The following is a 13,127-nucleotide window of genomic DNA, read 5'->3' on the forward strand; positions in this document are numbered from 1 at the left end:
TTAGAATTATGTGGAAGCGAATGATTACTGCAGGATTAATGTGTATCTTTTATTTATTAGCGATTGCCCAAAGCAAGTTAATTGTTCAGGCTGATAAGCCGGTAGCTAAGATACAACCGACCATGTGGGGGATATTCTTTGAGGATATAAATTTTGGTGCTGACGGAGGGCTATATGCGGAACTCATTAAAAACAGATCCTTTGAATTTACCAAACCGCTAATGGGCTGGAAAGTTTTAAAAGGAAATAACGAGAACGTGCTGATCTTGAATCGCTCCAAGGAGACCCCTAAAAATCCCAGATTTGCTGAAATTAAGATTGGTGCAGATCAAAAGCCCATTGGTATTGAGAACGAAGGGTTTAGGGGGATGGGTGTTAAACAGGGTGTAGGTTATACTTTTTCAGTGGAAGCCAAAATGAGTCAGGGTGGCCCGGGTATAATCCATGGACAGCTCATCGGATCGGACAAAAAGGCCTTGGGTAGCGTATCGATTTCTGTTAAAGGTGCGAATTGGCAGTCTTATAAAGCTGATTTTGTTTGTGCATCTACAGATGAAAAGGCACATTTTGTTGTTTGGTTCGAAGGTGCGGGAACTTATAATGTGGATATGCTTTCTTTATTTCCCCATGATACCTGGAAAAACAGGCCGGGGGACTTAGAAAGGATCTTGTGCAACTCTTGGCAGATATGAAACCTGGTTTTATCAGATTTCCGGGGGGATGCATTGTAGAAGGTCGCAACCTTGCCAATAGATATCAATGGAAAAATACGGTTGGGCCCACCAATCAACGGCAAGTGATTATGAACCGCTGGAATACTGAGTTTGCGCATAAACAGACACCAGATTATTTTCAGTCCTTTGGGTTAGGCTTTTATGAATATTTCCAGTTAGCCGAAGATATCGGCGCCGAAGCTTTGCCTATCATAAATTGTGGCATGGCCTGTCAATTTAATAGTGCTGAAACTGTAGATACAACAGATTTAGGGAGTTATGTACAAGATGCACTGGATTTGATTGAATTTGCCAATGGCAGTGTGCAGACAAAATGGGGTAGGTTAAGAGCAAAATTGGGGCATCCCGCTCCCTTTAATCTTAAAATGATGGGGATAGGAAATGAGAATTGGGGACCTCAGTATATTACGCGGCTTAAGATTTTTACAACTGCCATAAAAAAACAGTACCCGAATATTGAATTTGTTAATAGCTCTGGTACGGATCCCAGTGGCGAAAGGTTTGATTATCTGAATACCAGACTGCGTAAAATGCATGCAGATATTATTGATGAACATTATTACAGAAATCCAGCTTGGTTTTTAGCGAATGCCCGTAGATATGATGATTATCCAAGGGATGGCAGTAAGATATTTGCAGGAGAATATGCTGCGCAAAGTGATAAAATTGCCAGCCCGGATAATAAAAATAATTGGCAATGTGCACTTTCAGAGGCCGCCTTTATGACTGGACTTGAACGCAATGCGGCTGTAGTTAAGATGGCCTCCTATGCGCCCTTATTGGCCCATGTTGACGCCTGGCAATGGACGCCGGACCTGATTTGGTTTAATAACCTGCATGCTTATGGAACGCCTAATTATTATGTTCAAAAATTATTCTCGACTAATAAAGGGACTGAAGTCGTACCTATTACGCTAAATAGTGAATCTATTGCAGGACAGGACAGTCTTTATGCAACTGCCTGCTTGGATCAAACTGCCCATGAATTAATTTTAAAGTTGGTCAATGTTTCGAAGGATCAAAAACATCATGAAATTGATTTGAAAGGGATCAAAAGAGCAAATGATATTATTAGTCTTACTATTCTTCAAAATAGTAACCTGCAAACTTGCAATTCATTACAGCAACCAGAAGCGATTGTTCCGGTAAATAAAAATATGAACGAAAAGGGCAATACGCTGAACTTGGATTTAGCGCCCTATTCCTTCACGGTTGTGCATATTGCTTTAAAATAAAAAATATCGATCATGAAAGCGTTATGTAAAGTAAAATCTGTTCGGTTTTTGTTGATTTTCAATTGTTTGGTTTGGATTACTGTTAATGGTTTTGGCCAGACGATGCCAATGGCAGGGCCTTATGGTGTACATGATCCTGTTATGATTAAACAAGATAGCTCCTATTATTTGTTTTGCACTGGTCAGGGCATCACATGTTTTTCTACTTCTGATCTAGTGAACTGGAAAAGGCTGGCGCCTGTCTTTAAAACTCCGCCCTTGTGGGCGGTAAAGGCTGTTCCTGGTTATAAAGGGCATACCTGGGCGCCTGATATATGTTTTCATAATGGTAAATATTGGTTACTCTATTCAGTTTCTGCTTTCGGAAAGAATACATCATGTATAGGGCTAGCTGAAAATATAACGCTTGATCTCGGCTCAAAAGATTATAAATGGGTGGATCATGGCAAGTTGATACAATCAGTGCCTGGCAGGGATGATTGGAATGCCATTGATCCAAATATGGTATTTGATGAAAACAATCATCCATGGGTTTGCTTTGGTTCTTTTTGGAATGGGATTAAACTTGTCAGATTAAAAGATGACCTTTCCGCCATTGATGAGCCACAGTCTTGGTATAGTCTGGCCAGAAGACCCAGAAAATCAGCTGCCAGTGATACGGCCGCTGGAAATGGCGCAATAGAGGGGCCATTTATCTTTAAAAAAGGAGCTTATTATTACCTATTTGTCTCCTTTGATTATTGTTGTCGTGGAATAAATAGTAATTATAAGGTAATGGTGGGCAGATCTAAAAGTCTTACGGGGCCCTATATAGATAAAAGTGGGACACCCATGCTAGAGGGTGGCGGCTCACCTGTTGTTACGGGAAATAAAAGGTATCCAGGCGTTGGCCATTGTGGGGTTTATACCTTTGGCGGGAATGATTTTATTATTTTTCATGGGTATGACCGAGAGAAAAACGGCCGGCCAAGATTGCTTATGGAAGAACTTCAATGGGATGAAGAAGGCTGGCCAATTGTAAAGAGTAATTTTCGTTAAGTCATAATAATCTTTATTTAATCCTCCATTTTCTTCGAATGGAGGATTTTTGTTTATGGATTTTCGGTTGCCTTCATTAAATAGGGATAAACTAGAGGGTAAAAAATCCATTAAAGGACAAAGCGCATGATTTTTATACATTAACAATATATTATAAAAAATATTGCCACAAATCCAGATTTTTCCCTCTTTTTCGCCCAAAATACCCCCCATCTCCCTCTATGTTAACATTTAGTTTTGCCTTAAATGTTAATGTAATGTATTTGAAAATTAAATGCCTTAACAATTTCAAGCGATTTTATTTGGCGCGCAGATGGATTTCCATTAATGATTTGGAAATACCAATTCTTTTTTAAATTTTTTATAGGGCGTAAATAGACAACTAGTTTGGCTGCATCACTGGCAGACGTATTATATTTTATTTATCAAACAATACAGTTTATGACATCAATTTTACGAAAGAAATATTGCAGAAAATTGCTATTTCTTATATGCTTATGTTTAATGGGAAACTTGCTAAGTGCACAAGGCGTGGATGTTTTCGGGTTGATTACCAATGAAAAGGGAGATCCTCTGTCCGGTGTTTCTGTTCAAATTAAAGGCACTGCATTAGGTGGTACTTCAAATGATAAAGGGTTTTATAAAATAAAGGCCAATTCAGACGCACATTTGCTGTTTTCTTTTATCGGATTTGTTCCTAAGGAAGTTGATTTATCAAAATATAAACCAAATGAACAAGGTAGTTACAATATTCCGGTAAGCTTGATTCTAAGTACGGATAGTAGTCTGAATGAAGTAGTTATTGTTGGTTTTGGAACGCAAAAGAAGGCAAGTATGGTGAGTTCAATTACCAGTATTAATCCAAAGGAACTAAAAGGGCCAACAAGTAACCTGACCACCATGCTCGCTGGTAGGGTAGCGGGAATGATTGCTTTTCAAAGGAGCGGTGAACCAGGTGCAGATAACGCTGATTTTTTTATACGTGGCTTAGGGACATTTGGAACGGGAAAGGTTAATCCTTTGATTCTCATTGATGGGATTGAATCTTCTGCTACAGATATGGCCAGATTGCAACCAGATGATATTGCAACTTTTTCAGTATTAAAAGATGCTACCGCAGCTGCTGTATATGGTGCAAGAGGTGCAAATGGAGTAGTATTGATTACGACAAAGTCTGGATTGGCTGGGAATACAAAATATTTTTTTAGATCTGAAGTTAGATCCTCCTCTAATACCAGAAATTTCCGGTTAACGGATAATATTACGTATATGAAGTTGGCAAATGAGGCAGCTTTAACCAGAAATCCTAATGCTGTTCTCCCTTATACTCAATCTAAAATTGAACATACTGCTGCAGGAGATAATCCATTATTGTATCCAAACAACAATTGGATTGATCAACTAATTAAAAAGAATACGGTAAATGAAGCCTTCAACATGAGTGCAAGCGGGGGAAGCAAAAAGATGAAATATTATGTTGCAGGAACCTATAATGTTGATAATGGTGTATTGAAAGTTGATGGAATTAATAATTTTAATAATAATATCAAGCTCCAAAGCTACTCTTTACGAAGCAATGTAAATATTGATTTATCATCTACTACTGAAGGTATAATTCGCGTATATGGCCAATTTGATGATTATACAGGCCCGATTGGCGGAGGGGCAGCCACATTTAACCGGGCAATATGGTCAAACCCGGTGATGTTTCCGGCGGTATATCCTGCATCCTTGTCTCCCTATATAAAACATCCTTTATTTGGAGGAGCTGTTACCGGCTATGGAAGTACAACATTGCTAACGAATCCTTATGCGGAAATGGTTAAAGGTTATCAGGTTTACAAGACATCAACAATGCAGCCGCAACTTGAGATCAAACAAGATTTAAAATTTTTGTTGCCAGGATTAAATTTCAGGGCGATGGGTTATTTGCAACGGTATAGCTATTTTCAGGTTTCAAGATCCTATAATCCCTTCTATTATTCAGCGATGGTAGATCCAGCCTCCGGTAATATCCTGTTAAATGTACTTAATGATGGTGGAACTAATTCTGTTGGAACGGTTGGCACTGAGTATTTAGGCTATGACGAAGGCGATAAAACTGTTAATTCAAAAATGTATGGTGAAGCTTCATTTAATTATAGTCATCGTTTTGGCGAGAAACATGATGTTTCGGGGATGTTGATTTATTATCTTTCTAATTATGAAACGGGCAATGCTGGGAGTGTTCAGTCGTCGTTGCCACAGCGTAATGAAGGTGTTTCCGGTAGGTTAACATATGGGTTTGATGACAGATATTTGGCTGAATTTGATTTCGGATATAATGGATCTGAAAGATTTGCCAAAGATAGCCGGTTTGGTTTCTTTCCTTCTGTTGGTATTGGGTATAGAATTTCAAGTGAAAAATTCTTTGCACCATTAAAGGATGTAATCAATAATTTGAAATTACGTGCAACACTGGGTTGGGTGGGTAATGATCAGATAGGCAACATAAATGATAGATTTTTCTATCTGTCAAATGTGAATTTGGATAATGGGACTTATGGGTCCACATTTGGAAGTGATTTTGGTTACCATAGAAATGGCGTCTCAATTTCAAGATACGCCAATTACGACATTACATGGGAAAAATCAAGGCAGATTAATCTAGGGTTGGATATGTCACTACTTCATTCCATAGATTTGGTGGTGGATGCTTATGTTCAGCGCAGATATAATATTCTTCAAACCAGGTCCTACATTGGGGCTACTATGGGATTGGATGCGGTTCCTTCTGCTAATACTGGAGAAGCAGAAAGCAAGGGTATTGACATCTCACTTAATTATAACAAAAACTGGGGAGATTGGTGGTCTACCTTAAGAGGTACCTTTACGTATGCCACAAGCAAAGTGTTGAAATACGATGAAAATACATATCCAGATAATGAAGCTTATTTATATCGTAAAGGAAAATCAATTTCTCAATACTTTGGATACATCGCAGAAAGATTATTTGTAGATGATCAGGAAGTTGCCAATTCCCCAAAGCAATTTGGGACTTATATGGGGGGAGATATTAAGTATAGGGATATGAACGGTGATGGTGTTATCTCAGAATTGGATATAGTTCCTATTGGATATCCGACTACTCCCGAGATTGTTTATGGATTTGGAGGAACTGTTGGGTATAAATCTTTTGATTTGAGTATTTACTTTCAAGGAGTAGGCCGGGAATCATTTTTTATAAATTCTCAAAATATTTCGCCATTTGTAATAAATGGTGGAGCTCAGAATGGATTACTAACGGCTATCGCAGACAGTCATTGGTCTGAGGAGGATCGCAACTCATATGCATTATGGCCAAGGCTAGGTTCGACATTTATTGAGAATAATAATCAGCCGTCGACATGGTGGATGAGAAATGGGGCTTTTTTAAGATTTAAAAGCCTAGAAATGGGTTATACAATACCTGAAAGTAAAACAAGGAAGCATGTCCTGAAAAATTTAAGAGTTTATCTAAGTGCGACTAATTTGGCAGTTTGGAGCAAATTTAAACTTTGGGATCCAGAAATGGGTGGCAATGGTCTCGGTTATCCAGTACAGATCGTAGTTAATGGGGGGATTCAATTCAATCTTTAATTGGCTCCATTTTTATTCAAGAACGAGAAAAACTAATTCCAATGAAACATTATAAAGCGATAAATTATTTTCTTTTTGCGTTAATCTTTTTAACTGCGTTTTCCTGCAAAAAATTTCTGGATATTGTGCCAGATGATGTGGCAACGATTGATCATGCTTTTCGGTTGCGCAATGAGGCGGAAAAATATCTTTTTACCTGTTATTCTTATCTTCCTCAGGATGGCAATGAACATTATAATGTCGGTATGCTGGGCGGGGATGAAATGTGGATTCCTTATCAAACGGCTATAACGAGTTATGCCTTTGAAATTGCTAGAGGCAATCAAAGAATTTCAAATTCCTATTTTGATGCATGGGTTGGAAATTATGAAGGTGGGGGACCGGGAGATAGTTATAATCTATTTCATGGCATTCGTCAGTGTAACACCTTTATTGAGAATATGAAGGATCCTAATCAGGTACCTGATATAACTGCATCAGAAAGAAGGCGCTGGATTGGGGAAGCCGAATTCCTCAAAGCCTATTATCATTATTATTTGTTGCGAATGTATGGGCCAATACCAATAATCGATAAAAATTTGCCTGTTGACGCCCCTGAAGACGATGTTAGGGTTAAGCGTCTACCTGTTGATTCATGTGTAAATTATATTGCTAATCTTTTAGACTCAGCCGCAGCGAAACTTCCGGCATTAATTACTGATAATGTGACAGAGGCGGGAAGGGTTACTAAATCTGTTGCATTGGGCATAAAGGCTAAGTTACTAGTGATGGCTGCGAGCCCTCTGTTTAATGGGAATACTGATTTTAGTGGATTTGTTAATCAAGAAGGGAAACCTTTTTTTAATCAAAGCTATGATGTCCATAAATGGGAAAAGGCAGCCGCTGCTGCTAAAGTGGCTATTGATTCTGCCGAATCAATGGGCTGTAAATTATATGAATTTAAACAATCACCGTTTGAATTGACTGATACAACAATGACGCAATTGAGCATTCGCCAAGCAGTATGTGAGAGGTGGAATTCGGAAATTATTTGGGGAAATCCTAATAGTTTGACCAGCGATTTACAATTGCAATGTATGGCTCCTTTGGTGGCTGGTGATGATCCTAATAATGCGCATATGATCATGTCTGCTCCTTTAAAGATTGCGGAATTATTTTATACTAAGAATGGAGTTCCTCTGAATGAAGATAAGACCTTGGATTTTTCGGACCTAACCGCCATGAGGACTGCTACGCATGATGAACGTTTTAATATTGGAGAAGGATATCAAACAGCGAGGCTTAATTTCGACCGTGAACCGAGATTCTATGCAGATCTAGGATTTGATGGGGGGTATGGTATATGTATAGCAGTCCAACAAATTCTGATGAAGGCACTTATGTGTTGAACGGTAAATATGGAAATACTGCCGGTGCTAGACATGCTTTCTTTTTTAATGTAACGGGATATTATATTAAGAAGTTGGTTGATTGGAATCATACCATGAGTTCTTCGGGTGCTACGTATAAGGCATATCCATGGCCAGAATTACGACTTGCGGATGTATATCTTCTTTATGCAGAGGCCATGAATGAAGCTTATGGACCATCCAGTGATATTTATACTTATTTAGATAAAATTCGGTCCAGAGCTGGTCTGAAAGGTATTGAAGAATCTTGGGATGATTTCTCTAATAATCCAAGTGAATATAAAACTCAAGTTGGACTAAGGAAAATTATTCATCAGGAAAGAGGTATAGAAATGGCGTTTGAAGGGAGTAGATTTTGGGATTTAAGAAGATGGAAAGAGGCTGCCAAGGAATTAAATCAACCTATTACTGGTTGGAATATTTATGGTAGCGATGCACCGTCTTATTATCAGATATCGACTGTATATCAACAGACCTTTGTTGCACCCAGGGATTATTTTTGGCCAATACCTGAAGATCAGATTATTAAGAATCCTAATCTTGTACAAAATGTAGGTTGGCAGTAAGATAAATGATTTAATAATACTTAAATATTCAATTATGAAAATTAATATATTGGGCGCATGGCTTATATCCGGAATTTTAGCATTCCTAAGCCTAAGCTCCTGTAAGAATGATGGATTTGCGGTTCCTTTGGAAAATAGCACTGTTCCACCGGGGATGATTACAAATGTTAACATTGAGAATAGAAAAGGAGGCGCTATAATTACTTATGCGTTACCAGATGATCAGGATTTGTTATATGTAAAAGCGAATTACGTTTTACAGAATGGAAATAAAATGGAAGCTAAGGCTTCTTATTATAATAATTCTTTGACGATAGAAGGTTATAGTGACACTTTGGAACACAATGTTACATTGTATGCTGTAAACCGTAGTGAGGTTGCTTCCGACTCAGTTGTAGTTAAAATAAAACCTTTAAGATCTTCAATTTGGGATGTTTTTAAGAGCTTGAAAGCGACGGCTGCTTTTGGAGGAGTTAGAATTGATGCATTGAATTCGGAAAGGAGTGATGTTGCTATTTTAATTATGGAAAAAGATCAATATGGTGAATGGCAAATTAGCCCTAACAGTATTTATACCTCAACAGATACTATTGGTTATACTTATAGAGGATTGGATACTAATGAGCATAAATTTGCAATTACGATACGAGATCGCTGGTTGAATTACACAGATACGCTTTTTACAGATATTAAGCCACTGTATGAAACGGCTATTCCTAAATCGCAGTATTCTGGCATACATTTACCAGGAGATGCACCATGGAATACAAAAACAACCATGGATGGAATGTGGGACGGAGATATTCTTAATTGGCCCAAAGTTTACCAAACTCAAGCTGCAGATTTAAATCCTGCGATGATCACAATTAATATAGGAAGCAAGGTAAAGCTTAGTCGTGTTGTTATTTGGGATTATCCAGAATATTATAATGGGCGAACCTATTATTACCTTGGTAACCTTAAAGATTTTGAGATTTATGGTTGGCCGTCTAGCACACCACCTACGGATGCCAGTCTTGATAATTGGGTTTTACTTGGTCATTATCATGCGACGAAACCCTCCGGTTTGCCTTTTGGTGAACAAAATGATGAGGACTATCAAACCGCTTATAATGGATTTAATTGGGATATTGATATAAGTGCGCCAAAGGTGCAGTATATCCGTATCAGATCCATTAAAAATTGGGGAGGAACGACATATATGGGAATAGCAGAATTACAGGTATATGGCGATCCTAGATAAATAATTAACCAATAAATTGATTTTATGAAATATAATATGAGATATAATAGATGTATAATCATGCTATTAGCAATATTGATTGTAATTGCTGGTTGTTCTAAAATGGATGAATATAAAAAGTATGTCAAAAGTGGAGAAATTTCATACACAGGTAAAATTGATTCTCTTCAAATTTTTTCAGGAAATAAAAGGGTGCTCATAAAGGGATTATTTCTGTCTGATCCTAAAATTGATAAATGTGTAATTTATTGGAATTCCAAAAAGGATTCTGCTGTGATAAGTGTACATAGAACGCAGGGGGTAGATACGCTAAAATACCTTATTAATAATTTGGAGGACAATGTCTATAATTTTGAGATTTTGACTTATGACAAACTTGGAAATGCTTCCATTCCTGTTTATGCAGTTGGCACAGCCTATGGAGATCGTTATCAGGCATCTCTTGGCAATCGTCCTATTTCTAAAAAGGAACTTTATGCGGGAGATTTAACAACCACGCTGTTGTTTGGAAGTATGGACAGAACTTCCGGTGTTTTTGCAACCGAAGTGGAATATAAGGACCAAAGTGGTGATAACCATAATTTATTTATTCCTATAGACAGCACGAGTCTTGTATTACCTGATTATGCAATCGGTACAGAATTTAAATACCGTACATTATTTTTGCCGGATACAAGTTGCATAGATACCTTTTATTCCGCATTTACTTCCACTGGTCCATCTGTTGTTTATTTGTTAAATTTAGGGGATCAATTTACACATGCAGAATGGGATGGTGGCAGATGGGGAGTGCTTGAAAATTGGATTACTAATGACGATACAAAAAATGCAGGCGGCAACAAATATGGAGGGTATGAATTGCGTGGTGGAGTGGGTGTTTTGTCTTTTGAGGCAGGTTGGGGATTGAGAGCCGTCCCAAATGGAAAGATTTACCAAAAAACTACATTGCCTCCCGGGGATTATACTTTTACGCCAAGTGGAATTGAGGCTGGATCTGCTGGAGTCATTTATGCCGCAGTTGCTCAAGGAGATGAATTGCCTGACTTTGATTTAGTAGGAAGTGAGTCCATTGCCGCAACAAGGATTACAACTGCTGGGGAATCTCTCCAATTTCATTTGGACAAAACAACATCGGTGGCTATTGGATTTGTCGCTAATATGCCGGACGTGGGCTCCTATTTTAAAGTCAAAAAAATACAATTCACAAAAATGGAATAAGAATGAATTGTCTCTAATTGGAACATTTTGTTTGTAGTGTTGAGAACAGAGGGGTATTTATGAATAAATACCCCTTTTCTACCGTTTTGACCCCCTCTGTGCCATTGGGTCGTGGCTATTTTTGTTACTGTTATATTTATATATAAGTATTAAATTTAATGTTTTGCTCATTAATTGGGTGTTCTTGAAAATTATTTTATCTATGAAAGAAAAGCTAAAAAGGTATTTAGGCTTTATGCTTATGGCCTGTGGAGGATTTTTACTATTGACTATGGGATTAGGATGTAATTCTGCTAGCAGGCAACATTCTTTTGCCTTAGGCGATTCTGCATTTTTATTGGATGGGAAACCTTTTCAGATTATCTCTGGGGAGATTCATTATCCCAGAGTGCCAAGAGAAGCCTGGCGAGCAAGGCTAAAGATGGCCAAGGCGATGGGGTTAAACACAATAAGTACCTATGTTTTCTGGAATCTGCATGAGCCAGAGAAGGGGGTGTTTGACTTTACAGGCAATAACGATATCGCAGAATTTGTAAAAGAAGCAAAAGAAGAAGGGCTATGGGTCATCCTTAGGCCAAGCCCTTATGTGTGCGCTGAATGGGAATTTGGAGGTTATCCTTACTGGTTACAAAATGAAAAGGGACTCGTCGTCAGAAGTACTGAGACTCAGTATCTTAATGAATATAAAAAATATATTGATGCCGTAGGTAAACAGCTGGCGCCCTTACAAGTAAATCATGGTGGAAATATCTTAATGATCCAAATTGAAAATGAGTACGGATCCTATGGAAAGGATAAGGATTACCTGGCCTTAAATGAAAAGATGTTCAGAGGTGCTGGCTTTGATGGATTGTTATATACTTGTGATCCTCCAGGCGACCTTCCAAATGGTTACCTTCCAGGATTGCTTCCAGCCGTCAATGGTCTGGTGAAGCCGGAGGCTGTTAAAAGCCTTGTTAGAAAGTACCATAATGGGAAAGGACCGTTTTTGATCGCTGAATGGTATCCAGCCTGGTTTGATTGGTGGGGCACCAAACACCACAGAGTGGCACCTGAATCATATGCGACAGAGCTGGACTCTGTGTTAGGTTCAGGTTTGTCTATTAATATGTATATGTTCCACGGAGGGACTACCAGAGGATTTATGAATGGAGCCAATTATAAGGACAGTACGCCTTATGAGCCGCAGATCAGCAGTTATGATTATGATGCACCGCTTGACGAGGCTGGTAACCCGACTGAGAAGTTCAAAATCTTCCGCTCCGTGATTGCAAAACATTTACCGGCAGGCGAAACCTTGCCACCCATTCCGGCCAGTAAGCCAACCATGGCCATTAATGATATTCAATTAACAAAGCATACTTATTTATTGGATGCGCTTCCTGCACCCATAATCGCTGATACGCCAGTAACCTTTGAAAATCTACACCAGGCTTACGGATATCTACTGTACCGGACCATCGTAGATGGCGATAAGTCCAGCACTTTAAAAATCGATGAATTAAGAGATTATGCTGTCGTTATGGTCAATGGGCAACCGCAAGGAACAGTAGATCGACGACTAGGACAAAATTCCCTAAATATCCATTTACCGGCAGGTAGGGATACGCTTGATATTTTTGTTGAAAATTTAGGCAGAATCAATTTTGGGCCTAACTTGTTGAAAAACAATAAAGGCATTACGCATAAAGTACTATTGGGTGGAAGAGAATTGAAAGGATGGTCCATGTATGGATTTCCGTTCAAAACATTGGACAATTTTAAATGGCAGACAGCGACGACAAATAATAAAGGGCCGGTATTGCTTCAAGGCAACTTTAAATTGGAAAATGTAGCGGACACCTATTTCGATATGACAAGTTGGGGAAAAGGTGTCTTGTGGGTCAATGGACATAATTTGGGACGTTATTGGCGGGTCGGACCCCAACAGACCGTTTATGTTCCTAAAGAATGGTTGAAAAAGGGGGACAACGAGGTGACAGTTTTGGAAGAGTTGAATGATGACAAGCGCGTTATCAATGCTATTAATCACCCTATTTTGGATAGTTTACAAAAATAATCGGAGG

9 protein-coding genes are annotated in these 13,127 nt (G+C 38.5%); all 9 read left to right on the forward strand.

All coding sequences use genetic code 11. The features are described from left to right. Positions 1–8 precede the first annotated feature (8 nt). Positions 9–692 (forward strand): carbohydrate binding domain-containing protein, encoded by a 684-nt coding sequence (locus FSB73_RS24765; protein WP_225974701.1) that lies wholly within the window; start codon positions 9–11, stop codon positions 690–692. Further along, positions 689–1,969, forward strand: a complete 1,281-nt coding sequence (locus FSB73_RS10925; RefSeq protein ID WP_225974702.1) for an alpha-L-arabinofuranosidase C-terminal domain-containing protein — start codon at positions 689–691, stop codon at positions 1,967–1,969. Before FSB73_RS24765 ends, FSB73_RS10925 begins: the two co-directional genes overlap by 4 nt. Before the next feature lie 12 nt (positions 1,970–1,981). Continuing rightward, positions 1,982–3,007 (forward strand): arabinan endo-1,5-alpha-L-arabinosidase, encoded by a 1,026-nt coding sequence (locus FSB73_RS10930; RefSeq protein ID WP_146781821.1) that lies wholly within the window; start codon positions 1,982–1,984, stop codon positions 3,005–3,007. Between the two features lie 504 nt (positions 3,008–3,511). Beyond that, the gene (locus FSB73_RS10935; protein ID WP_225974703.1) at positions 3,512–6,625 is read left to right on the forward strand and encodes a SusC/RagA family TonB-linked outer membrane protein; all 3,114 of its coding nucleotides are present in this window, start codon (positions 3,512–3,514) and stop codon (positions 6,623–6,625) included. Positions 6,626–6,666: 41 nt separating this feature from the next. Continuing rightward, positions 6,667–8,013: a RagB/SusD family nutrient uptake outer membrane protein gene (locus FSB73_RS10940; RefSeq protein ID WP_225974704.1), complete on the forward strand. Its 1,347-nt coding sequence runs from the start codon at positions 6,667–6,669 to the stop codon at positions 8,011–8,013. Beyond that, positions 8,007–8,600, forward strand: coding sequence for a RagB/SusD family nutrient uptake outer membrane protein (locus FSB73_RS24770; RefSeq protein ID WP_262712575.1), 594 nt, complete (start codon positions 8,007–8,009; stop codon positions 8,598–8,600). Before FSB73_RS10940 ends, FSB73_RS24770 begins: the two co-directional genes overlap by 7 nt. Positions 8,601–8,634: 34 nt before the next feature. Next, positions 8,635–9,843, forward strand: coding sequence for a DUF4959 domain-containing protein (locus FSB73_RS10945; RefSeq protein ID WP_146781828.1), 1,209 nt, complete (start codon positions 8,635–8,637; stop codon positions 9,841–9,843). 24 nt (positions 9,844–9,867) lie between these two features. Further along, positions 9,868–11,061 (forward strand): DUF4998 domain-containing protein, encoded by a 1,194-nt coding sequence (locus FSB73_RS10950; protein WP_146781831.1) that lies wholly within the window; start codon positions 9,868–9,870, stop codon positions 11,059–11,061. 202 nt (positions 11,062–11,263) lie between these two features. Then, the gene (locus FSB73_RS10955) at positions 11,264–13,120 is read left to right on the forward strand and encodes a glycoside hydrolase family 35 protein (RefSeq protein ID WP_225974706.1); all 1,857 of its coding nucleotides are present in this window, start codon (positions 11,264–11,266) and stop codon (positions 13,118–13,120) included. The last annotated feature ends 7 nt before the right edge of the window (positions 13,121–13,127 follow it).

It is taken from the genome of Arachidicoccus ginsenosidivorans, from assembly GCF_007971385.1.
GTDB lineage: Bacteria > Bacteroidota > Bacteroidia > Chitinophagales > Chitinophagaceae > Arachidicoccus > Arachidicoccus ginsenosidivorans.